Here is a 22,968-nt window from a genome sequence, read left to right on the forward strand (position 1 = left end):
CAACACGACCTGTATTGGGATGATTGAAAAATCGCGCAAGGCGATGCATACCACCGAATGCTGTATCGGCAGCCGGCCGGGAAAGATGAGGATAGAGCACGCAGCGCGCTAAACAACGGCCCAGTAATAGCCTCAAGCCATTACTTTAGCGGTCAAACCCCTGGTGCGGCTACTGTCAGGCCAGCAGGCCCAGCGCCTTCGCTTTGGCCACCGCCTGGGTGCGGCGCTCGACGCCCAGTTTGCTGTTGATATGGCTGGCATGGGTCTTCACGGTGTGCAGCGAGATGAACAGCCGTTCGCTGATCTGCTGGTTGGAACAGCCTTGGGCGATCAGCTCAAGCACAGCCCGCTCCCGCCCACTCAATGCCTCGCCACTGCCACTGCTGACGGCAGGTAACGGAGGCAGGCGCTTGAGCAGTTCGATCTGGACCGGGCAAGCCGAGCGCGCTGCAAGCTGCTCGTGCAGCCACTGCGGGTGTTTTTCGAGCAAGGGTTGGAACGGTTGCAGGACACCGCCTTGGGCGGCCTCGAGTGCCTTTGGCAGCAGCCCGGCAGCCTGCGCGTCTCGGCCTTCAGCGAGCAGCAGGGCGAGCCACTGGCACAGTGCACTGACGGCCAGCAGCATGCCGCCACTGGCCACGCCACGTTCGACCAGCCCTGACAGGCGCTGAACCGACGCCTCGGCGCGCAACTGGATACGCTCGAGCAATGCCTGCTGCAGTTCGATATGCAGGGGTAATAGCGGGTGGAACTCCGGCGCTGCTGCCGGTTGCTCGCCACCGTAGGTCTGCCCCAGCCGCAGCAACCAGGATTCGGCGAGATCGGTGCGCCCCTGTGCCAGCCACAGTTCGCACTTCACCAGGGTAATCATGGCCAGGTAGTAGATCGGTGGAACATCCCAGATGTGCATCAGCCGCTCCGCCTCGGCCAGCTCGGCGAACGCTTCGGCGAAGTGGCCCTCGCGGCCATCGAGCGTGGCAATGACGCAATGGCCGATCAGCACGCTGATGTCCCGGCAGGCACGCGCTTCGCCAAGCCCCGCACGCAAGCGCGCACGGCCTTGGGCTGATTGCAGGCGCGACACCAGCAGGTAACCCTCGTAGAGCGTCAGCCTGGCCCGAACGGCGTACAACCGCTGCCCCGACAGCCCCTGCAGGCGCTGCAGGCCCTGGCGCACTTCGTCCAGCGCCCGCAACACTTCACCCCGGGCATGCAGCACCCGTGCTCGATCGTAATGAGCCAGGGCTTCGAACAGCGGGTTGCCGACGCGCTGGGCCAGCTCCAGGGCTTCGCGGTTCCAGCCGCGTGCATGCCAGAAGTCGGCATCGGTGATGGCCAGGTTGGACAGTGTCGACAGGCACACCAAGCGCTGGCCGTAGCGCTTGCACGGCAAGCTTTGCAAGGCTTCGCCACAGTAGGCCAGGGTACGCGCGCGATCCCCCCGACCCCGCGCGATCACCCCACTCAGGGCCAGCCACTGGGCCAGCATGGACTTCTGTGCGGTCGCCGAGGGCGCAGGCAGAAAACGGCTGAGGTAGCTTGCCAGTTCTTCGGCCGCATCCAGCTGGCACGCCAGCCCCAACGCCCAGCTGTACAGCACGATCAGGCGAGGCGTGCTGATCAGCAAGCTGTCGGGCAGGTCCATCTTCCAGCGCAGCAACATGCCAACGTTCTGCTCGGCCAGCAGTTGCTCCTCGGAGAGGCTCTGCACCAGGTCGGCCGCCACGTCGAGGTGGCCGGCCCGCAGCGCCTGCTCAACCGCCTCGTCCAGCAAACCCTGGGCCTCGAACCAGCGGCACGCCCGCAGGTGCAGGCGCGCTGGCGGTTCGCTGGCCTGGCGGCTTCGCAGCAGGTCGGAGAACAGGTGATGGTAACGAAACCAGTGGCCGTGCTCGTCCAGGGGCACCAGAAACACTTGATGGGCCTGCAGGAAGCGCAGGATATCGGCGCTGTCCTGGCGGTCGCGCAGGGCATCGCAAAGCTGGGCACAGAAGCGCTCCTGGCACGCCGTGTCGTAGAGAAAGGCCTGCACGGCGGCCGGCAGGATCTCGATGACTTCTTCCAGCAAGTAGTCGCGTATCAACCCCTCGCCACCGTGCAGTGCGTGGGGCAAAGCCTGCTCATCACCGGACTCGCTGGCGGCCAACTGCCAGAAGCGCAGCCCGGCCACCCAGCCGTCACTGCGCTGGATCAGGTTATCCAGCGCCTGGCCGCGCAAGCCGGTGGGCTGGCGGCCGATTACCGCCAGTGACTCGTCGGGTGTCAGCCGCAGCTCTTGCTCGTTGAGTTCGACCAGTTGCCGCGACAGGCGCAGGCGCGCCAGGTGCCAGTCCGGGCGCTGGCGGCTGGTGATCAACAGCACCAGGCCACTGGGCAAGTGATTAAGGAAAAACTGCAGGCAGCGGTCGAGTACGGGCCCTTGGGCCAAATGGTAATCGTCCAGCACCAACAGCAGAGGCGTATCGGCTTGCAGGTATTGGGCGAGTTCATCGAGCAGGCCGTCAATCCACTCCTCGAACGCGAAGGGCTGGTGGCGCTGGCGCATTTTCAGCAGGCCCATGGCTTGGCCACCCAATGCAGGGCAGTACTGCTGCAGGCCTTCGAGCAGCCGCTCGAGAAAACGGCCGGGGTCGGCATCGCGCTGGCTCAGGCCAAGCCAAAGGCTACGCCAGTGCTCCGGTAGGGATTCGCAGAATTCGATGGCCAGCGAGCTTTTGCCAAAGCCCGCCGGTGCGTTGACCAGCAGCAACCGCCCATTGAGGCCGGCGTGCAAACGCTGACACAACCGCGCACGCGGCACATGGCCGTCCGGCAGCGGCGGCCGGAAGAAACGCCCGTCCAGCAGGCCTAGGGCCTGGCTGGCGAATCCATGCGTACGGGACAGATCTGTCATGGCCGGCTCGTTCTGAAGGGAAGACAACGGCGGTACGGATGTTTGCGAGACTAGCGGGTAATGCAGCGCATTTGAAGATGATGGGCACAATAGGGCTGTAAAAGACTACGACAAAAAGCAACAACCCTGATGGACTGGGGCTGGAGCGGGGGTTTGGTTGGGTATTCAGCAGTTTTATTGCCCGCGCCCACAGGTATTTCTCAGCTTTCAAGGCCAGTGCAATACCTGTAGGAGCAGCCTTGTGCTGCGAAGAGGCCGCTGATAACAGCCAATATCACTGTGTTATCACCGGCCTCTTCGCAGCACAAGGCTGCTCCTACAGGGCTTGAAACCATCGCCGGAGCCGGAAAAAAGAAACGCCCCGGCAAGCCGGGGCGCTCTAGGGATCACACGGAGTTGGCGTTTAACGGTTCAACGTACACCTGCCTGGCGCAGGGCCGCGGGCTGGAAATCAGCCTTGCTGGCACTGAAGCCGAAGTCGTAGGCACGCTTCTCTTCGTTCTTCATGCCCAGCGCCAAGTAACGACCCGACTGCAGGTCGTAGATGGTTTCCAGGGTGTACCAAGGCACCTCTTTGTTGTAATACGGCTGGGAATGGGCTTCGGAAACGCGCCACAGCTGGCCACGGCCGTCGTACTGGTCGATCACTGCGGCCTGCCAGGTGTCTTCATCGATGTAGAAGTCACGCTTGGCGTAGATGTGCCGCTGGCCCGGTTTGAGGGTTGCGACCACGTGCCAGACGCGGCGCAGCTCGTAGCGCGACAAGTCTTGGTTGATGTGCCCGGCCTTGATGATGTCGGTGTACTTCAGCTTGGGGTCATCCAGCTTGAAGGCGTTGGAGGCGATGTACAGTTCCTTCTTGCCTTCCAGCTTCCAGTCGTAACGGTCTGGCGCACCGTTGAACATGTCCAGGTTGTCCGAGGTACGCAGGCCGTCGGCAGCGGTACCGGGGCCGTCGTACGACACTTGCGGTGCCTGCCGTACACGACGCTGGCCGGCATTGTAGATCCACGCCTTGCGCGGCTCCTTCACCTGGTCGAGGGTTTCGTGCACCAGCAGCACGGTCCCGGCCAGGCGAGCGGGCGCGGTCACTTCCTGCTTGAAGTAGAACAGGATATTACCCGGGTTGCTTGCGTCGTAATCCTTCATCTTGTCGCGGAAGACGAACTGATCGGAGAAATACACCGGGTTGAAAGAGCCGTTCTGCTGTGGCGTAGCCTGAGTAACCAGGCGGCTGACACTGCCCCCTCGGTAGCGTGTGATGTGGTTCCAGATCACTTCCAGGCCGCTTTTCGGGATCGGGAACGGCACGGCCGTATCGAAGTTGTTCAAGCCGTTGCCGCCTTCCACCAGTGTGGTCTGGGTGGCGTTTTTCTTGATGGCGGCGAACACGTCAGCAGGTACCGTGGAGCCGCGGTGGGTCTTGAAAACCGGGATCTTGAAGGTGTCTGGGTAGCGCTTGAACATTGCCACCTGGCCCGGCGAGAGCTTGTCCTTGTACTGGTCGACGTTCTGCGCGGTGATGGTGAACAGCGGCTTTTCGCTGCCATACGGGTCGGAAAGGAACCCCTTGGCATCGGCGCTGCCCGCTGTTTTCGACAGCGGTTGCCAAGCACTGATCGAGCCATCGGCGTTACCGGCCTTTTCGGCGCCCATCGGGGTTAGGGTGCTGCCCAGCTTGGCCGCCTCATCGGCAGACACCGCTGCCATGACACTGGTCGCCAGCAGGGACAGGCCCAGCACACCGGCTTGCAGCAGACTTCTGGTCTTGTTCATGTCGTGTCGTCCTGGATCAGTTTTCTTAGAAGTTCACGCCGAAGCTGAGGGCGACGAAGTCGCGGTCATCCACGGTGCTGTACTTGCCGTCGAAGAAGTTGGTGTACGACAGGCTCGCCGTGTAGGTGTTCTGGTACTCGGCGTCCAGCCCCAGGCTGACAGCCTTGCGGCCTTCTTCAAAGTTGGCGCCAGGGCCGGGCGAGTAGCCTGAAACGTCATGCGACCAGGCCACGCTCGGCTTGAGGTTGACCCCGGCGAAGACGTCGTTGTAGTCCCAGATGACCCGGCCGCGGTAACCCCAGGAAGTGCTGGTGGTGTAGCCGTCGTTCTCGCACTTGCGATTCAGGTTGGTGGTCGATGCACCGGCACCCGCGCCTGCGATGGTGCTGGCGTTGAGCGCCTGGCAGGTGTCCGCGCCACCTGTGGCCGGCAGTGGGCCGGGGCCGAATACCGGGTCGCGGCCGTAGCGGGTTTCGTGGGCGTTTTCCAGGCCGCCGACATGGGTAACCCCCACCTCGCCCACCACGGTCATGCGGCTGGCGCCCATCACCTGGTCGAAGAAGTGCGTCAGGGTGGTCTGGAACTGGGTGATTTCCTTGCGACGGTAGCCGTGCAGGTCCTGGCCAGGGGTACCGGAGAGCAGCGAAGCGTTGCTCAGGGCGCCACCAATCGGGCGTACACCGGAGAACAGGATGTCGGTGGTATTGAGCTGCACAGGCGCGTTGGGGCGGTAGCTGACTTCACCACTCCAAGCGGTACCGGTAGGCAGCGTGGTGGAGAAGCTCAGGCCGTACAGGCGGATGTCCTCTGGGTACTCGACGAAGTACTCGGAGTTACCGGCCACGATCAGCGGTGCGAGCGCGCGCAACTGTGCCGGCAAGGCACTCAGGCCAGCGAACACGGAGGGCGGAGCACCGGTGGCACTGAAGATCGGCGCACGGCTGTGGTAGTTCATGAAGTAGGCACCGAACTCGGTGTCCAGCGGGTCGAACATGTAGCGCAGCGCCACACCGAACTGGCCGCTGTCACGCGCATCACGGTCGGCCCCGCGGCGCACCATCACGCCTTCCTCGTTGATGTTAACGCCCTGGGTGGCGAGGAACTGCTGGGCCGCGCCCGGTACTGTGCGGCTGCTGTTGAGCACGCGCAGGTTGTCGGTACAGCCGTCGGCAATGATGTCCGGCTGCGAGAAGAACGTGCCGCAGTTGTCGACGACGGTCTGGTCCCATTCGATCTGGTAGAAGGCCTCAGCCGACAGGTTGTCTGTCAGGCTCTGGGAGATGTAGAACATGTTGACCGGGATCAGGCCTTCCTTGATCTCGGCCCCAGGGCGGCGGAACGCGGACACGTCGATCGGGTTGATCGAGTTGATACCACCGCCGATGAAGGTACTCTCACCCCAGCTGACAACCTGCTTGCCCAGGCGCACCGAGCCTGGCATGTCGCCAATCGAATAGTTGTGGTAGACGAACGCATCGAGCAGTTCGGCGCCGGACGACTTGGCGCCTTCCTTGCGATTGGAGTCGCTGATGTCCTTGAACTGGCGGCTTTCGTCCTTGAGCTCGAAGTCATACCAGTACTTGCCACGCACGAACACCCCGGTGTCGCCGTACTTGAGCTCCAGGTCGTGGATGCCCTTGAAGATCTTGGAGAACGTCTCGCCACGCTTGAAGTTGAGGTGGCCGTCATCGGAGGTCTGCGACAGCCCCTTGCCGCCATTGTTGACCCCGATCAGGTTCTTGTTCGGGCTGGCGGTCGACCAGCTGGCGCCAACGGAGAGCGACGAGTCGAACTGCCCTTCGATTTCACCTATGTTGAAACTGACAGCGAAAGCAGGACTTGCGAGCGTGGAAGCAAGGCTGACGGCCAAGGGCAACTTGGCCCGGCGCCAGAACAGGTTTGCAGATTTCATCGACGCTACTCCATGTACTTTTTTGTTATGGCAGTGAGTCCTTTCAGAAACGGTCCGTGGGACCGGTGTGCAGGTTTGCACCTGCGGCAACACGGCTTGCGCGTGTCGCCCTCCCCCATTCCTGAAAATCTCCTGGCCTCGACTATAGCCAGCAAGGCACAGGCGCTTGATCCCTCTAAAGTGTGATTTGCGCTCCGTGCCGCCAACTCGCTACGAGGTTTTTCGGGTTACGTGCTGGCCGTGCTGAAGCATGGCGCATTTTTCCTGTTTGGCAAGGCGCCGAGCTCTCTAGCCTGCGGGTCGTGTTCTGTCGTCCACGACCCGCAGGGGGTTTACAGGGTAGAAAGGAACGCACTGTTACTGGCCTGCCACTGGACGATGTCCTGGCGGATGCGTTTCTTGTCGAGTTTGCCGACACTGGTCTTGGGAATTTCAGTAACAACGGCGATCTGGCTTGGAATCGCCCATTTATTGATGTGCCCTTCTTCGACAAAAGGCTTGAGGTGGTCCTTGAGTGACTTGGCATCGATGGCCTGCCCATCACGTACCACCAACAGGGCAAACGGCCGCTCGCCCCACTGCGGGTCGGCGACCCCCACCACCGCCACTTCGCGCACGGCCGAATGACGGCTGATCAAGTCTTCGAGGTCGAGCGAGGATATCCACTCCCCGCCCGTCTTGATCACGTCCTTGATGCGATCGCGGATATCGATGTAGCCCATGCCGTCGAGGGTCGCGACATCACCGGTGTGCAGCCAGCCGCCCTGCCACAGCTCCTCGCTCTTTTGCGCCTCCTTGAAGTAACCCATGGTCAGCCAGGGCGCGCGCAGCACCAATTCCCCCTGGGTCTCGCCATCGGCTGGGAGGAAATTGCCCTCGCCGTCGACGATCGCCGCCTCGACCAACGGCACCGGCACACCGGCCTTGATCCGGTAGGTGACACGCTCGTCCTCGCTGCCCGCCTGCAATTCATCGTTCAGGTGCGCTGCCGAGATCAGCGGGCAGGTCTCGGACATGCCGTACGCGGCAGTCAGCTGGATGCCACGCGCCAGGGCCGCCTGATACAGCGAGCGGTTGAGCGCGCTGCCGCCGATGATGATCTTCCAGCCTGCGAAGTCCTGGCCCTGGGCGGTCGGGCAATTGAGCAACATCTGCAGGATGGTCGGCACGCAATGGGAGAAGGTGACCTGCTCTTCACGCCACAGCTTGACCAGCATGTCCGGCTCGTAACGCCCTGGGTACACCTGCTTCATGCCCAGCATGGTGGCGGCGTATGGGATGCCCCAGGCATGCACGTGAAACATCGGGGTAATAGGCATGTACACATCATCGCTGCCAAGCAGGCGCACGCTGTCGATACTGCCAGTGACCGACGTTTCGGCCAGGGTATGCAGCACCAGCTGGCGATGGGTGAAGTACACCCCTTTTGGGTTGCCGGTGGTGCCGGTGGTGTAGAAGGTGGTGGCCACCGAGTTTTCGTCGAAATCCGGGAAGTCATAGCGCGGGCTGGCGGCGGCGAGCAACTGCTCGTACTCGCCGACCAGGTTGGGCAGCTCGGCGGTCTTGTCCGGGCCGTCGGTCAGCAGCAAGGTCTTGTCGACAGTGGTCAACTGCCCGGCAATCGCCTGGTAGAGGCCGACGAAGTCGCTGTTGACCAACACCACGCGGTCTTCGGCGTGGTTCATGGTGTAGAGGATTTGTTCTGGCGACAGGCGCACGTTGATGGTGTGTACCACCGCGCCGATCATCGGGATGGCGAACATGCATTCCAGGTAGCGATGGCTATCCCAGTCCATCACCGCCACCGTGTCACCGGCCTTGACCCCGGCCTCAGTCAGCACATTGGCCAGGCGCGCGATACGCTCGTTGAGCTGTGGATAAGTCAGGCGCAGCTGATCGCGATAGACGATTTCGCGGGTTTTCTCGTAGCGGCTGCCGGACATCAGCAGGCGTTTGATCAGCAGGGGGTAGGCGTAGGCGCCTTCGGCGGGTTTGATGATGCGGGTCTGCAACATGGGTATCCCTTTTCTGAAAAACGGGCCGGACAAGTCTGGATCTACTGTAGTAGCTGAATGTGACGGTCAAATCAGCCGAAGGAATGATTTGGACCGGCAAGGTATGAGTGGCAGGCGTTGACGCGCGGTAACCGCGGGCTAGACACTGCGCTCAACCGCTTCGGACAGTGCCCCGAAGTTGATGGCCCATTTCCCGTCCCGCCACCGGAGAACCCCATGCCCAGCCCGCGTCGCGCCGTGTTTCTCGATCACCAGTCACTGGACTTGGGTGACCTCGACCTGTCCCCTTTGCGGGACCAGTTCGACGCATTCGAGCTGTTTGCCGCCACCCGTCCGGAGCAGGTCGCCGAACGCCTGCAAGGCGCCGTTGCGGTAATCAGCAACAAGGTCATGCTGGATGCCGCGACCCTTGCCGCCAACCCGCAGCTCAAGCTGATCCTGGTGGCCGCCACCGGCACCAACAATGTCGACCTGGCGGCGGCCCGCGCCCAAGGCATCACCGTGTGCAACTGCCAGGGCTACGGCACGCCGTCGGTGGCCCAGCATACCCTCGCCCTGCTGCTGGCCTTGGCCACGCGGCTGTGCGACTACAACCAGGCAGTGGCCGGCGGCCAATGGGCCAAGGCCAGCCAGTTCTGCCTGCTGGACTTCCCCATCGTCGAGCTGGAGGGCAAGACCCTCGGCCTGCTCGGCCATGGCGAACTGGGCGGCGCAGTGGCGCGGCTGGCCGAAGCCTTCGGCATGCGCGTCTTGAGCGGGCAGATCCCCGGCCGCCCGGAGCGCGCCGACCGCATGCCCCTGGAGGACCTGCTGCCGCAAGTGGACGCGCTGACCCTGCATTGCCCGTTGAACGAGCATACCCGGCACATGATCGGGGCCCGTGAGCTGGCCTTGCTCAAGCCCGGCGCCCTGGTGGTGAATACCGCACGGGGTGGCTTGATCGACGAGCAGGCCTTGGCCGACGCCCTGCGCCAGGGCCGCCTGGGTGGCGCCGCTACTGACGTGCTGAGCGTCGAGCCACCGGTCAACGGCAACCCGCTGCTGGCAGGCGATATCCCGCGCCTGATCATCACCCCGCACAGTGCCTGGGGCGCAGTGGAGTCGCGCCAGCGCATCGTCGGCCAGCTTAGCGAGAATGCCCAGGCCTATTTCGCCGGTCAGCCACGCCGCGTGGTCAGCTGAGCGCAGCGTTAGCCTCTGCTACACTGCGCGACTTTTTTTACAGGAGGCGTCGTCCATGGACCCGCGCAGTGAAGTGTTGCTCCGCCAAGCGGACCTGTTCCAAGGCCCGCTGCTGCTCGCCGGCGCGCCCGCCGACGACTTGCTCGGCCACCTGCCCATGGCCCATGGCTGGACCTGGCATGCCGGTGACCAGGCCATGCTCGAGGGCCGCTTCGCTGGCCGCTGCCATTACGGTGTCGAAGCCCCCCCCGTGGCCTTCGACAGCGCCGTGCTGTTCCTGCCCAAGTCCCGCGAGCTGGCCGCCTACTTGCTCAACGCCCTGGCCTCGCGCCTGGCCGGGCGCGAGCTGTACCTGGTCGGCGAGAAACGCGGCGGTATCGAAGGCGCGGCGAAGCAACTGCAGGCCTTTGGCAAACCGCGCAAGCTCGACAGCGCCCGGCATTGCCAGTTGTGGCAGGTGACCGTTGACCACGCGCCAGCGGCCACGCCGCTGGAAAGCCTGGCCGAGCGCTTCGAACTCGACCTCGAGGATGGCCCACTGCAGGTGGTCAGCCTGCCGGGCGTGTTCAGCCACGGCCGCCTCGATCGCGGCAGCGCCCTGCTACTCAAGCACCTGGATGGCCTGCCAAGCGGGCATGTGCTGGACTTCGGTTGCGGTGCCGGGGTGCTGGGCGCCACGGTGAAACGCCGCTACCCGCAAAGCCGGCTGACCCTGCTCGACGTGGACGCGTTTGCCGTGGCAGCCAGCCGCCTGACATTGGCCGCCAACGGCCTGGAAGGTGAAGTGATCAGCGGTGATGGCATCGACGCGGCCCCTGCCGACCTGAGCGTGATCCTGAGCAACCCGCCGTTTCATACCGGGGTGCACACCAACTACCAGGCTTCAGAGAACTTGCTGAAAAAATCCGGCGTTCATCTGCGAAAAGGTGGCGAAATGCGCCTTGTTGCCAATAGCTTCCTGCGCTACCAGCCACTGATCGAAGGGGCCTTGGGTAACTGCCAGGTACGCGCCGAGGCGGACGGTTTCCGGATCTACCAGGCAACACGCGGTTAAAAACAGCGCTTGCCGAAACCGCTTCGGCTAGGCAGAATCCGCACCGTCCTAGGGGAGTAGTCTCCCGCGAGCACCCAGCTCGCCCGGCACGCGTCAACATACTTGGCCCACAGGCCATGGCGCGTGCGACCCACTATGCAGAGCCTGCATAGAGAGATCCGCACAGACGGATCCGCGGTTTGACAAGACCTATGACACGCACACCTTACCCGGGGCGGGAAGGCTGTACGTGTCATAGCCGTGTCGACCCGCCCCCGTAGGAAACCTGATGCTGGAATCCCTGCTGGTCCCCACCGCCATCGTTGCCCTCGCCGAAATCGGCGACAAGACGCAACTGCTCGCGCTCATTCTCGCCGCTCGCTTCCGCAAGCCTTGGCCGATCATCGCCGGCATCATCGCCGCTACCCTGGCCAACCATGCCGCCGCGGGCGCCGTGGGTGCGTGGGTCGGCGGGTTCTTCAGCGACTCGGCGCTGCACTGGATCCTGGCCGCCAGCTTCACTGCCACGGCGCTGTGGACACTGGTGCCGGACAAGATGGATGACGATGAAAACCCTGCGCGCCGCTTCGGCCCGTTCCTCACCACGCTGATTGCGTTTTTCCTCGCCGAGATCGGCGACAAGACCCAGGTGGCGACAGTCATGCTTGCCGCGCAATACCCGCACCTGATCATGGTCATCATCGGCACCACGCTGGGCATGCTGATTGCCAACGTGCCGGTGGTATTGGCGGGTAACTTTGCGGCAGACAAACTGCCGTTGACCCTGATTCGCCGACTGGCGGCTACCGCCTTCTTCGTGCTGGCGGTGGTGGCGGTGTATTCGGCGATGAAGGCCAGTGGCTGGGTGGGCTGATAGTCGCTGGGTAGGCTGACCTGTAGGAGCAGCCTTGCGCTGCGAAGAGGCCAGTGACAGCACAGTAGACCTTCGGCGCTGTCACCGGCCTCTTCGCAGCACAAGGCTGCGCCTACAGGTGACGCAGATTACTTCTTGGCAGCCTGATACAGCGGCATCACCTTCGGAATCGCGGCCTGCAACGAGGCAATACGGCTTTCGGACGCCGGGTGAGTGCTCATGAACTCAGGCGGCGCGCCTTCGGAAGCCTTGCTCATCTTGTTCCACAAGGTGATCGCGGCATTCGGGTCATAACCGGCACGTGCCGACAGCTCCAGGCCGATCAGGTCCGCCTCGTTCTCATTGGCACGGCTGTTGGGCAAGGTCATGGCGTAGTTCACCACGGTGTCGGCCATGGCCATGCTGCTTTGGCCTAGGCCGAAGATGGCACCCGCACCCTGACGGGCCATTTCCACGCCATAGGCCTTGGACATGGCTTCGCGGCTATGCTCACGCAGGGCGTGGGCGATCTCGTGACCGACCACCGCAGCAATCTCGGCATCGGTCAGCTTGAGTTGGTCGATCAAGCCGGTGTAAACGATGATCTTGCCGCCAGGGCCACAGTTGGCGTTGAGCTCGTCGCTCTTGATCACGTTGACTTCCCAGTTCCACTGGGCGGCATCCGGGCGAAACTTCGGCGCCTGGGCGATCAAGCGGTCAGCGATGACCTGCACGCGCTTGGCATCGGCACTGGACTTGTCCAGCACGCCCTTGTTCGACGCCTCACCGAGGGTCTGCTGGTAGGACTGGGCGTACATCTGGTTGACCTCATCGGTCGAGAGCATGCTGAACATGTACTGCTTGCGCTCGACACCGACGGCTCCGCCGCTGGTGGTATTCACCGCCTGGCAGCCTGCCAGCAAGATACCGGCACTCAACACACTGACAACAAATGACTTACGCATGAAAACACTCCCTTTTACATGCGGCGTATCCTAGGCTTAGTCGCCTGGACCCGCCATAGCCGCAGGGAAGAATTTTACCGGCTGCACGGCCGCGCGTTCTGGCCGGCGTCAGGCCGGCGTCAGGCACTCCGGTGCATCCAGTTTCGGGTCGTTGACAAAGTTTGCCAATGCCCGCTCACGCAGCGTAGCCGGGGGGCTGGCCAGCAGTTCCTGCAGGCGTGTGATCGGCGTATCAGGGTCCAGCCAGGCGGCTTGCCCCGCCTCGTCCAGAATCAACGGCCGGCGCTGGTTCATGGCGGCCTGGGTCACCACTGCGCAGCTCAGCCAAACCTGGTCCTGCACCGGATAGGCCTCCCACACCGCCGCAAAATACAGTGACGACCCCTCCCCTGGGGTCAGCCAATAGGGGCGTTTGCGCACCGTGCCGCGCCATTCATAAAAGCCATTGGCCGGCATCAGGCAGCGGCGCTGGCGAAACGCTTCGCGGAACATCGGCTGTTCGGCAAGGGTTTCTGCTCGGGCATGGGCAGGCGTGCGGGAAAGGTCAGTGAGCCAGGCTGGCGTCAGGCCCCAGCGTGCCTTGGCCAAGCCATGCTCGCCGTCAACCTGGCGCTGGATCAACACCGACGCACCGGGCGAGATATTCCATTGTGCCGGCTGGCCGACGGGAAAGCCCGGCAGACTGGCAAGGGCCTGGGGCCAGCGAAACAGGGCGTAACGTCCACACATGGGCGAATTTTTTACCTAGCAGATCAAGGTACCGGGATAGCTCTCCGGTTCGTCACCAACCAGTGGCTGGGCATCATTGTACGCATCGATCAGCTGCCGTGCGTACTCGGCCTGCTCGTCGGGCACGGCAAGCCCCAGCAAACCCTGCATCGGCAGTTCACCGGCAGCACCCACCAAGTCGCGGCCGACCAGGTGCACCGAGATGCCCTCACTGGCCAGCATGCCCACCAGCATTTCAGCCTCCAGCAGGCTTTCCGGTTCGTAGATCCGCTGCATCAGGCATCGTCCTCGCGTCTGACTTCGAGCATCCATTCGTCACCGTGCACCTGCAGGATGAACACCACTGGCTGGCAACAGACCTGGCAATCCTCGGTATAGACCTGGTCGCCACTGGAGATATCGACAGTGGTTTCCACCCGTTCGCCACAATACGGGCAATCATAGAAGTCAGTTTCCAGCATCGCGGCCTCCACGGTGACTTATGCGTATAATTGCCGGTCTGATTACAGGGCCTGTGCGTGTTCGAGCCGTTTTTCGAACCCCGTCCCTACCTATTACCCTAGCCGTTTCCAACAAGAGAGCATGATGGGCGAATTCGATGCCATCCGACCGTACGACGACGCTGAGGTCCCTGCCGTGTTGGCACGCCTGCTCAGCGACCCGGCATTCCTCGATATCCTCACCCACTTCCGCTTCCCGCGTGCTGCCGCCCCACTCGGCTGGCTGCTCAAGCCACTGATCGCCCGCCGCCTGCGCAAGGAATTCGCCGGCGTCACCTGCGTGTCGACCTTGCAAGACAAAGTCGAATACTACGTCGACCAGACCATCGAGCGCGCCACCGACGGCGTTACCTATTCGGGCGTCGAGCAACTCAAGGCCGGCACCGCGTACTTGTTCCTGGCCAACCACCGCGACATCGTCATGGACCCGGCCTTCGTCAACTACGCCGTGTACCACGCCGGCCTGCCGACCCCGCGCATCGCCATCGGTGACAACCTGCTGCAAAAACCCTTCGTCAGCGACATGATGCGCCTGAACAAGAGCTTCATTGTGCACCGCTCGCTCAGCGGTCGTCGCGAGAAGCTGGCGGCTTACCAACTGCTCTCGGCCTACATCAACCACTCGATCCGCAACGATGGCGCATCGATCTGGATCGCCCAGGCCGAAGGCCGCGCCAAGGACGGCGACGACCGTACCGACTCGGCGATCCTCAAGATGTTCCACATGAGCCGCAAGGACGAGCCGTTCGGCGCGGTCATTCAGAGCCTGAACCTGACGCCGGTTTCGATCAGCTACGAGTACGACCCCTGCGACCAGGCCAAGGCCCGCGAGCTGTACATCCGCGCCACCACCGGCACCTACAAGAAGGCGCCGGGCGAGGACGACAACAGCATCGCCAAGGGCATCACCGGCTACAAAGGCCGGGTGCACATCAACTTTGCCGCGCCGGTGACCGAGTACTTCGAGGACACCAAGCAGCTGGCAGCCGAAATTGACCGGCAGGTCCTCGGTGGCTACCGGTTGTTCCCGGTGCACTACCTGGCCTACGCGATGTGGGACGAGAAAGATGAGGCACTGCAAGTGCCGAGCGCCGAGAAGGTGTTCCCAGGCGAAGAGCTGGCGCGCGCCAAGGAAGAATGGCAGCGTCGCTTGGAGGCTTGCCCTGAAGAGCAGCGGCCGTACCTGGTGTTGCAGTACGCAACGCCGGTGCGCAACCAGTACCAGGTCAAGCAGCAAACGCCAGTTGCCTGATCAACCCGGGGCTGCTTTGCAGCCCCAAGGGTTCACACCCAGGTACTGAACCAGGACAGCAACAGCGCCATGGCCAGGCACGAAAAACCGAGAATATAGAAGTAACGCGGTACCCTCAGGTCAAACGCATCCACCACCCCCTCATCCACCGCCAGGCTTTCCCGCGTGACAGCCTCGCGCCGCCGTGCGCTGTGCAGCAGCATCCCGCCGGGGCACGTCATCAGCAACGCCAGCAGGTTGATCAGCTTGGTGGGATGGGCGGCCAGAAACCCCCAGAGCACTTGCAACGACATTACACAACCTCGGTTTGAAGGACGGCAAAGGCCGGCATTCTACCCAAGTCCGGCGTGGGCGCTCGGGCTCGGCGACAAAGTGTCACTAAATTTCATCTGTCACAGGTTCGTCATCAGAACAGGCCACTCTGTCGGCCTTATCCCGATCCGGAGCTCGTTCATGCTGCACGCCGAAAACCAGGACCGCCTCTATCTCGTAGCCCAGAGCGACGAACAGCAGGCGTTGATCGACGGTTTTGCCATCAATGTGCAGGACCGCCAGTGGCTGGTCTATTGCGCGCTGGGTGGGCACGCGCATGAGGACTTGCCGGAGGTGGATGTGGCTACCGGTTTCAGCCTGCTGGACTTCCATATCCAGGCGGCCTGAAGCCCCCCAAAAAAACAAACCCGCTGCCTGTCAGCCAGGCAGCGGGTTTGTTTTAGCAGGGCTGAACGCTTATTCGCCCAGTACTTGCCCGATGGTCGGGTCTTTGAACAGGCGGGTCAGGGCGTCGCTCAGCACGTCGCTGACCAGCTTGGTGTTGGTTTCCTGGTTCGGCGCCATGCCGAAACGCTGGTCCAGCGAAGCACCGTAACGGCCGCTGTAGCGGCGGTTGGCGTTGGCCACGTCGGCACGGAAGGTGGCACCGATGGTGGCCTCGGTCACGTACAGGTTGTCCTTGGGCGACTGGTACTTAAGCTCGGCCAGGGTCACGGTCAACTGCGGGGCATTGTAGGCATTCGCCGTCGGGGTGAAACCGAGCAGGCGCACAGCGGCTTCGGCCTGGGCCTGCAGCTTGGGCAGCACATCATTGCCACTGACACTGATGGTGCTGGTCTCGGGGTACATGCCACCGCGCGTGCCCAGGGACTGCGAAGCCCGGCCATCAACCACCTTGACCACCACCGGCTGACCGTGGCCGACAGGTGCGAGCTGGGCGGTGAGCTTGGGCTGCGGGCTGAGTTGTTGCGGGCTGTGGGCACATCCGACCAGGCTGAGGCTGGCCACCGCGATCAAACCGAACAACAGACGTTGCAACATGCGCGTTTCTCCAGAAAATGCGGCTAAGGCGCACAGTATACCTAGCGGCAACCTACAAGCGGCAAGCCACAAGAAAAAGCAGTACGCAGCGGTAGCCGGCTTTATATTGCCGGTTGCAGCCAGCCGCCCACTGCCCGCCAGCGCCCGGGTTTGCGCCCGCGCAAACACCCGTTGGCATCAACACAGCCTGCCGGCCTGACAAACGCTGCAATAAAAACCACGAATAACGACCTTTCTGCCTTCGACATCGCTATAATCTCCCCCCGATTATAAGGACGTCTCCTGATCGGGCCCCGCATTTGCCGCTTGACCCCGGCACCTTCACCGCTTCGCCCACAGAGAGCCTTCCACTCAGGTCTTGCATCGGCTGTCGTGCCTGCTTTTCCGGCCCTTCGCACTGCATGAACCTGTGGGTTGCCATCGCGCAGTCCCCTTTTGAGGTTCACGTCTCCAAAAGAGCGTGAAAAAACGGTTTTTCACAACTTCACGAGAGTGTGGCGAGCAAATGAACAGTCTGGCATGTGCAAAAGCGGCAGATGTGTCCCGAACAGCCCTGAACAGGCGGCAACTGCGCTCATCCCGGATGAGTGTCTGAGGCCGTTCCATAACGCACGCACGACACCTTGACCATAAGTCGAATTGCCGCACCCGTGGCAATCGGGGTTCAATACCCGAACCCGAAGACTGATTGGCGGTGTCCGCGGAAGTTGCAAGAACTGCGAAAAGTCGGACATGGCGATCCTGGCGAACCCAGGGATCCTATGCTGTCAATTAGGTAGCTGTAGATTGTGGAGACGCGTTAAATGGCGCAGAACGAATCGGTTGATGTAGTACTGGTAGGCGCGGGCATCATGAGTGCCACCCTGGCCGTACTGCTCAAGGAGCTCGACCCGACCCTCAAGCTGGAGGTCGTCGAGGCGATGGACTCCGGGGCCGCGGAAAGCTCCAACCCCTGGAACAACGCAGGTACCGGCCACGCTGGCCTGTGCGAGCTTAACTACACGCCCCAGGCCGCCGATGGCAGCATCGACATCAAGAAGGCCGTGCACATCAATACCCAGTTCGAGGTCTCGCGCCAGTTCTGGGCTTACCTGAGCAAGAAGGGTAACTTCGGCTCGGCGCGTGCCTTCATCAACCCTGTCCCGCACCTGAGCTACGTCGAAGGTGACAAGGGTGTTTCCTTCCTCAAGAAGCGCTTTGAACTGCTCAAGCAGCATCACGCCTTCTCCGAGATGGAATACACCGAAGACAAGGCCGTGATGAGCGACTGGATGCCGTTGATGATGCCCGGCCGCCCGGCCGACCAGCACATCGCCGCCACCCGCGTGGCGAAAGGCACCGACGTCAACTTCGGCGCATTGACCAACAAGCTGCTCAAGCTGCTGGGCGACTCGCCCGACGCGCAGGTCAAGTACAGCAAGAAAGTCGTCGGCCTGCGCCGTAACGGCAACGGCTGGACCGTGAGCATCAAGGACGTCAACAGCGGCGGCAGCCGTGAAGTCGACGCGCGCTTCGTATTCCTCGGCGCCGGTGGTGCGGCCCTGCCGCTGCTGCAGCTGTCGGGCATCCCCGAGAGCAAAGGCTTCGGCGGCTTCCCGGTCAGCGGCCAATGGCTGCGTTGCGACAACCCGGAAATCGTCAAACAGCACCAGGCCAAGGTTTACAGCCAGGCTGCGGTCGGCGCGCCACCGATGTCGGTGCCGCACCTAGACACCCGCGTGGTAGACGGCAAGACCTCGCTGCTGTTCGGCCCGTACGCAGGCTTTACCACCAAGTTCCTCAAGCATGGTTCGCTGATGGACCTGCCGCTGTCGGTGCGCATGGGCAACATCGGCCCGATGCTGGCCGTGGCCCGCGACAACATGGACCTGACCAAGTACCTGGTCAGCGAAGTGATGCAGTCGATGGAGCAGCGCCTGGAATCGCTGCGCCGCTTCTACCCGCAAGCCAAAGCCGAAGACTGGCGCCTGGAAGTGGCCGGCCAACGTGTGCAAATCATCAAGAAAGACCCGAAAAAGGGCGGCATTCTGCAGTTCGGTACCGAGCTGGTCTCGGCCCAGGACGGCAGCCTGGCCGCGCTGCTCGGCGCATCGCCGGGCGCTTCGGTAACCGTTTCGATCATGCTGGAACTGATCGAGCGTTGCTTCCCCGAGCAGGCCAAAGGTGCCTGGGCTGCCAAGCTCAAGGAAATCTTCCCCGCTCGCGAGAAGGTCCTGGCAACCGATGCCGCGCTGTACAACAAGATCAGTGCCGACAACGATGCCGCGTTGGAACTGGTGGAAGACAGCCCGGCCAAGCATTACGCCTGAGCTGGCTGAAACAAAAAAACGCCCCTCGGGGCGTTTTTTTGTGCCTGCGTTTTGGCCTGTGCCGGCCTCTTCATGGGCAAGCCCACAGGTTTTTCACAGATCTTGAGAGCGGTGCAATACCTGTGGGAGCGGGCTTGCCCGCGAAGAGGCCAGTACAGGCCTAACAATCAGCCGCGGGCTTTATCGATGATCTCGATGTACTCAGGGGCATTGCGCTGGTCGGCGATCTGTTCGACGAAGGTCTTGCCGTGCTCGTCCTTGCCATCCAGGTCCAGGCCCGCTTCGACGAAGAAACCGACGAAACGCTCGAAGTCGTCGACACGCAGGCCACGGTAAGCCTTGACCAGCTTGTGCAGCGACGGCGAAGTCACGCCATCGGCCGGCTCGAACTGAAGGAATGACTTGATGTAGTCGTCGCTGATTTCGTCACCGATTACCTGTTTCTTGTCTTTACGCATTGCCGACTCCAACTGGACCATCACGGAATTTCGAAGGCCGGCAGTTTACCCCCCGCAGGGCGCGCGCCTCAACGCGTACGTACGGTGCCAGTGTGCAGGTCAGCCCAGATATGGCCGTTGCCGTAGGTCAGAAACTGCACGTAGAGGGTTTCGTTGCGCAGCAGGTCCATGATCACGCGGTAATCACTGACCGGGTAGTTGAGGCTCAAGGTGCGGGTTTTCTCGTCATAAACGGGCTTTTTCAAGCTTTTGCCGGCTTCACCATCGAAGGTCAGCAGCACCTGGGCGATGGTGGCGCCCTTGCTCAGCGGCTTGCCCTTGAGGCGCATTTGCAACGATGCGGTGATGGGGATTGGTTGCTGGTCGGACTGGCGCTGGGCACCGACCACCACCGCATAATCGGTCACTTGCAGCAGTTGCTGACCGGTCGGCGCTTCCTGGCGCAGGGACAGGTCGTCAGGCGGCAGAAACTGGCTGTGCAGCGGTGCGGCACAGATCGGCAGGCTGACCGCCAGCAGGAGGGGAAGAATCGCACGCATGTGAGGCTCCTTGGCTTGAACAGGCACTCTAGCATGCTGTGTTCAGCCTGTACCGGGAGCCCGCGATCAATCGAACTGGGCGCGCATCCAGGCCTGGTACTCGGCCACGCCGGCCTCGCCTTCACGCGGCGCCCAGTGGGCATGCTCGCCCTCGCCCACTGGCCGGTACGGCCCGGCCTTGCATTCGAAGAGGATGCTGTCCGGTTCCAGTACCACCAACCCGTGGTAGGTACCGGGCGCTAGGTCTACACCCAGGCAGTCGCCGCCGGCCTGCAGCACCCGCTTTTCAATCACCGCACCGCGCTCATTGAAGATCAGCAGGCCAAGGCACCCCTTGAGCACGATCAGCGCTTCGGCCTTGTCGTCGCTCAGGTGCCGATGGGGTGGGATGTAGGTCGTCGGCTGCAGCCCGACTGCCATGCGGTGGCAAGGCTCTTCCATCTCATGGAAGTTATGGTGCTGCCGCCCGCGAGGGTTGGCGGCAGCCTTCTGCGCCAGCTCGGCGAACAGCGATTGGTCGATGAACGCAGGCTGGCGCATGGTTACAGCCCCTTGACGGCGAAGATGCCGTTAGCGTTGCGCCAGTAGCCCTTGTAGTCCATGCCATAGCCGAAGATGTAGCGATCGACGCAGGGCAGGCCGACGTAGTTGGCTTTAAGGTCTGGGCTGGCTTTGCGGTCGTGGTCCTTGTCGATCAGCACCGCGGTGTGCACCGAGCGCGCACCGGCGTGCTTGCAGAACTCGATGATGGCGCTGAGGGTGTGGCCTTCGTCGAGGATGTCGTCGACGATCAGCACGTCACGGTCGATGAACGAGACTTCTGGCTTGGCTTTCCAGAACAACTCGCCGCCGCTGGTCTGGTTGCGGTAGCGGGTGGCGTGCAGGTACGACGCTTCCAGCGGGAACTGCAGGTGGGTCAGCAGCTTGCCCGAGAAGATAAGGCCGCCGTTCATCACGCAGAAAACCACCGGGTTCTTGTCGTGCAGGTCTTTGCAGATCTGCTCGCCGACTTTGGCGATGGCCGCTTCGACTTCGGCTTCGGTGTACAGACAGTCTGCTTCGCGCATGACTTGACGGATGTGCTCGAGATCGGCGGGCATTGCGCTCTCCAGGGGGGGTATTTTGGAAAAGCGGGCAAAGGTACGCATCCGCTCGCCACAGATCAAGCATTTATGGACTAACGTCCAAAAGGACTACACGACAGCACAGGCTGAATAGATTAATCTAGCGCGGTTTTTTTGCCCGCCTTTCGGAGCCCCCCCTATGCCCACTCGTGAGATCCGCCATCCGCTGATCCGCCACAAGCTCGGCCTCATGCGCCGTGCCGACATCAGCACTAAGAATTTTCGCGAACTTGCCCAGGAAGTCGGCGCGCTTCTGACCTATGAAGCCACCCAGGACCTGCCACTGGAAACCTACGAGATCGACGGGTGGTGTGGCAAGGTGCAGGTCGAAAAAATCGCCGGCAAGAAGATTACCGTCGTCCCGATCCTGCGCGCCGGCATCGGCATGCTCGACGGCGTGCTCAGCCTGATTCCGGGTGCCAAGGTCAGTGCCGTCGGCGTCGCGCGCAACGAAGAAACCCTCGAAGCCCACACCTACCTGGAAAAGCTCGCGCCGGACATCAACCAGCGCCTGGCCCTGATCATCGACCCGATGCTGGCCACCGGCGCCTCGATGGTCGCCACCATCGACCTGCTGAAAAAAGCGGGCTGCAAAGAAATTCGCGCCATGGTGCTGGTCGCCGCCCCCGAAGGCATCAATGTGGTGGAAAAAGCCCACCCGGATGTGCAGATCTACACCGCTTCGATCGACCAGCGCCTGAACGAGCACGGCTACATCGTGCCGGGCTTGGGTGATGCCGGCGACAAGATCTTCGGCACCAAGCAAAAGGACGCCTGACCATGCAGGACGGCTTCAACGACCCGCTTTGGCGCCAGGTCGTTTCGGGCGCGCAGATGCTCTTCGTGGCATTTGGCGCGCTGGTGCTGATGCCACTGATCACCGGCCTCGACCCGAACGTCGCGCTGTTCACCGCCGGTATCGGCACGCTGCTGTTCCAGCTGGTCACCGGCCGTCAGGTCCCGGTGTTCCTGGCATCCAGCTTTGCCTTCATCACCCCGATCATCCTTGCCAAGGGCCAGTTCGGCCTAGCCGAAACCATGGGCGGCGTAATGGCCGCAGGCTTCGTCTACACCTTCATGGGGCTGATGGTAAAAATCAAAGGCACCGGTTTCATCGACCGCATGCTGCCGCCTGTAGTGATTGGCCCAGTGATCATCTCGATTGGCCTGGCCATGGCGCCCATCGCTGCCAACATGGCCATGGGCAAAGGCGGTGACGGTGCTGCGCTGATGCCTTACAAGACCGCCATGCTGATCTCGATGCCGGCACTGCTGACCACATTGATCGTCGCGGTCTTCGGCAAGGGTATCTTCCGCCTGGTGCCGATCATCTCCGGCGTGCTGGTGGGCTTTGCCCTGGCGTTTGCCTTTGGCGTGGTCGACACGGCCAAGATTGCCGCTGCACCATGGTTGGAGATCCCCAACTTCACCGCGCCGGCGTTCAACTGGCAGGCCATCCTGTTCATCGTGCCGGTAGCCCTGGCACCGGCGATCGAGCACATCGGTGGGGTGATTGCGGTGGGCAGCGTCACCGGGCGCGACTACCTGAAAAAGCCTGGCTTGCACCGCACCCTGCTGGGTGACGGCCTGGCGACCACGGCTGCCGGCCTGTTCGGTGGCCCACCCAACACCACCTACGCCGAAGTGACCGGCGCGGTGATGCTGACCAAGAACTACAACCCGAAGATCATGACCTGGGCGGCGGTGTTTGCTATTACCCTGGCCTTCATCGGCAAGTTCGGCGCGCTGCTGCAGAGCATTCCGGTACCGGTCATGGGCGGCATTCTGTGCCTGCTGTTCGGCTCGATTGCGGCGGTGGGCATGAACACCATGATCCGCCACAAGATCGACCTGGCCGAGGCGCGCAACCTGGTGATCGTTTCGGTGACCCTGGTGTTCGGTATTGGCGGCGTGTTGATCGGCAGCGGTGACGGCCCGGACGACTGGGGCCTGAAGGGCATCGCCCTGTGCGCCGTGGTGGCCATTGCCCTGAACCTGATCCTGCCGGGCAATGATGGCTGGAAGAACAAGAAGCTGGATGATCAGCTGCCTTGAGTGACACGGGCTCCTGCCGGAGAACGCCTCTCCTGTAGGAGCAGCCTTGTACTGCGAAG

Annotated in this window: 22 protein-coding genes and 1 riboswitch; of the genes, 8 read left to right on the top strand and 14 right to left on the bottom strand. The window is 62.5% G+C overall.

Annotation, left to right across the window (positions count from 1 at the left end; genetic code table 11):
• Positions 1–175 precede the first annotated feature (175 nt).
• From MFF34_RS13170 to MFF34_RS13185, 4 genes are all read right to left on the bottom strand, one after another.
• The gene (locus MFF34_RS13170; protein ID WP_238214481.1) at positions 176–2,893 is read right to left on the bottom strand and encodes a LuxR C-terminal-related transcriptional regulator; all 2,718 of its coding nucleotides are present in this window, start codon (positions 2,891–2,893) and stop codon (positions 176–178) included.
• A gap of 411 nt (positions 2,894–3,304) precedes the next feature.
• Entirely contained in the window at positions 3,305–4,669 is a 1,365-nt protein-coding gene (locus MFF34_RS13175; RefSeq protein ID WP_099428326.1) for a DUF1329 domain-containing protein, read from the bottom strand.
• Positions 4,670–4,694: 25 nt separating this feature from the next.
• Entirely contained in the window at positions 4,695–6,581 is a 1,887-nt protein-coding gene (locus tag MFF34_RS13180) for a DUF1302 domain-containing protein (protein ID WP_027594444.1), read from the bottom strand.
• A 332-nt stretch (positions 6,582–6,913) separates the two neighbouring features.
• Complete coding sequence (locus MFF34_RS13185) at positions 6,914–8,596, bottom strand: fatty acid--CoA ligase (RefSeq protein WP_238214489.1); 1,683 nt, start codon at positions 8,594–8,596, stop codon at positions 6,914–6,916.
• A gap of 216 nt (positions 8,597–8,812) precedes the next feature.
• On the opposite strand from MFF34_RS13185, the gene MFF34_RS13190 reads away from it, so the two are divergent.
• The 3 genes from MFF34_RS13190 (at position 8,813) to MFF34_RS13200 (ending at position 11,685) form a co-directional block, all read left to right on the top strand.
• Positions 8,813–9,778, top strand: coding sequence for a 2-hydroxyacid dehydrogenase (locus MFF34_RS13190; protein WP_238214492.1), 966 nt, complete (start codon positions 8,813–8,815; stop codon positions 9,776–9,778).
• Positions 9,779–9,833: 55 nt separating this feature from the next.
• The gene (locus tag MFF34_RS13195) at positions 9,834–10,832 is read left to right on the top strand and encodes a class I SAM-dependent methyltransferase (protein ID WP_238214494.1); all 999 of its coding nucleotides are present in this window, start codon (positions 9,834–9,836) and stop codon (positions 10,830–10,832) included.
• A 39-nt stretch (positions 10,833–10,871) separates the two neighbouring features.
• Positions 10,872–11,004: riboswitch (yybP-ykoY riboswitch) on the top strand.
• Between the two features lie 96 nt (positions 11,005–11,100).
• Positions 11,101–11,685 carry a TMEM165/GDT1 family protein gene (locus MFF34_RS13200; RefSeq protein WP_027594448.1) on the top strand — a complete coding sequence of 195 codons (585 nt, stop codon included), beginning with the start codon at positions 11,101–11,103 and terminating at the stop codon, positions 11,683–11,685.
• 128 nt (positions 11,686–11,813) lie between these two features.
• Here the strand turns inward: MFF34_RS13200 and MFF34_RS13205 are convergent, their stop codons facing one another.
• The 4 genes from MFF34_RS13205 to MFF34_RS13220 form a co-directional block, all read right to left on the bottom strand.
• On the bottom strand, positions 11,814–12,629 hold the full coding sequence (locus MFF34_RS13205) for a M48 family metallopeptidase (RefSeq protein ID WP_027594449.1): 816 nt from the start codon (positions 12,627–12,629) through the stop codon (positions 11,814–11,816).
• Between the two features lie 108 nt (positions 12,630–12,737).
• Complete coding sequence (locus MFF34_RS13210) at positions 12,738–13,358, bottom strand: SOS response-associated peptidase (RefSeq protein ID WP_085274099.1); 621 nt, start codon at positions 13,356–13,358, stop codon at positions 12,738–12,740.
• Positions 13,359–13,373: 15 nt separating this feature from the next.
• Complete coding sequence (locus MFF34_RS13215; RefSeq protein ID WP_027594451.1) at positions 13,374–13,634, bottom strand: putative signal transducing protein; 261 nt, start codon at positions 13,632–13,634, stop codon at positions 13,374–13,376.
• Positions 13,634–13,819 (bottom strand): CPXCG motif-containing cysteine-rich protein, encoded by a 186-nt coding sequence (locus MFF34_RS13220; RefSeq protein ID WP_027594452.1) that lies wholly within the window; start codon positions 13,817–13,819, stop codon positions 13,634–13,636. Before MFF34_RS13220 ends, MFF34_RS13215 begins: the two co-directional genes overlap by 1 nt.
• Before the next feature lie 121 nt (positions 13,820–13,940).
• Between MFF34_RS13220 and MFF34_RS13225 the strand changes: the two genes are divergently transcribed.
• Positions 13,941–15,110 (top strand): 1-acyl-sn-glycerol-3-phosphate acyltransferase, encoded by a 1,170-nt coding sequence (locus MFF34_RS13225; protein WP_033694199.1) that lies wholly within the window; start codon positions 13,941–13,943, stop codon positions 15,108–15,110.
• A 32-nt stretch (positions 15,111–15,142) separates the two neighbouring features.
• Here MFF34_RS13225 and MFF34_RS13230 read toward each other — a convergent pair whose 3' ends face one another.
• Entirely contained in the window at positions 15,143–15,403 is a 261-nt protein-coding gene (locus MFF34_RS13230) for a hypothetical protein (protein WP_027594454.1), read from the bottom strand.
• Between the two features lie 160 nt (positions 15,404–15,563).
• Between MFF34_RS13230 and MFF34_RS13235 the strand changes: the two genes are divergently transcribed.
• A complete protein-coding gene (locus tag MFF34_RS13235; RefSeq protein WP_238214496.1) occupies positions 15,564–15,770 on the top strand; it encodes a hypothetical protein in 207 nt (68 codons plus the stop codon).
• Positions 15,771–15,839: 69 nt separating this feature from the next.
• Here MFF34_RS13235 and MFF34_RS13240 read toward each other — a convergent pair whose 3' ends face one another.
• Positions 15,840–16,424: a YajG family lipoprotein gene (locus tag MFF34_RS13240; RefSeq protein ID WP_085274100.1), complete on the bottom strand. Its 585-nt coding sequence runs from the start codon at positions 16,422–16,424 to the stop codon at positions 15,840–15,842.
• Positions 16,425–17,227: 803 nt separating this feature from the next.
• Between MFF34_RS13240 and mqo the strand changes: the two genes are divergently transcribed.
• A complete protein-coding gene (gene mqo / locus MFF34_RS13245) occupies positions 17,228–18,733 on the top strand; it encodes a malate dehydrogenase (quinone) (RefSeq protein WP_027594457.1) in 1,506 nt (501 codons plus the stop codon).
• A 167-nt stretch (positions 18,734–18,900) separates the two neighbouring features.
• Here mqo and MFF34_RS13250 read toward each other — a convergent pair whose 3' ends face one another.
• The 4 genes from MFF34_RS13250 to MFF34_RS13265 all read right to left on the bottom strand — a co-directional run bounded on the left by MFF34_RS13250 (position 18,901) and on the right by MFF34_RS13265 (position 20,830).
• On the bottom strand, positions 18,901–19,191 hold the full coding sequence (locus tag MFF34_RS13250) for a PA4642 family protein (protein ID WP_003247360.1): 291 nt from the start codon (positions 19,189–19,191) through the stop codon (positions 18,901–18,903).
• A gap of 68 nt (positions 19,192–19,259) precedes the next feature.
• Entirely contained in the window at positions 19,260–19,730 is a 471-nt protein-coding gene (locus tag MFF34_RS13255) for a hypothetical protein (protein WP_027594458.1), read from the bottom strand.
• 66 nt (positions 19,731–19,796) lie between these two features.
• Positions 19,797–20,270 carry a WbuC family cupin fold metalloprotein gene (locus MFF34_RS13260; protein ID WP_238214498.1) on the bottom strand — a complete coding sequence of 158 codons (474 nt, stop codon included), beginning with the start codon at positions 20,268–20,270 and terminating at the stop codon, positions 19,797–19,799.
• Between the two features lie 2 nt (positions 20,271–20,272).
• Positions 20,273–20,830, bottom strand: a complete 558-nt coding sequence (locus MFF34_RS13265; RefSeq protein WP_027594460.1) for a hypoxanthine-guanine phosphoribosyltransferase — start codon at positions 20,828–20,830, stop codon at positions 20,273–20,275.
• Positions 20,831–20,993: 163 nt separating this feature from the next.
• Here MFF34_RS13265 and upp point away from each other — a divergent pair, with 163 nt between their 5' ends.
• Together upp and MFF34_RS13275 are read left to right on the top strand one after the other, a co-directional pair.
• Positions 20,994–21,632 carry a uracil phosphoribosyltransferase gene (gene upp / locus MFF34_RS13270; RefSeq protein ID WP_027594461.1) on the top strand — a complete coding sequence of 213 codons (639 nt, stop codon included), beginning with the start codon at positions 20,994–20,996 and terminating at the stop codon, positions 21,630–21,632.
• A gap of 2 nt (positions 21,633–21,634) precedes the next feature.
• Entirely contained in the window at positions 21,635–22,909 is a 1,275-nt protein-coding gene (locus tag MFF34_RS13275) for a uracil-xanthine permease family protein (RefSeq protein ID WP_027594462.1), read from the top strand.
• The last annotated feature ends 59 nt before the right edge of the window (positions 22,910–22,968 follow it).

Origin of the sequence: Pseudomonas sp. PAGU 2196 (assembly GCF_022179005.1) — a bacterium.
In the GTDB taxonomy this organism is placed as follows: Bacteria; Pseudomonadota; Gammaproteobacteria; order Pseudomonadales; family Pseudomonadaceae; genus Aquipseudomonas; species Aquipseudomonas kermanshahensis.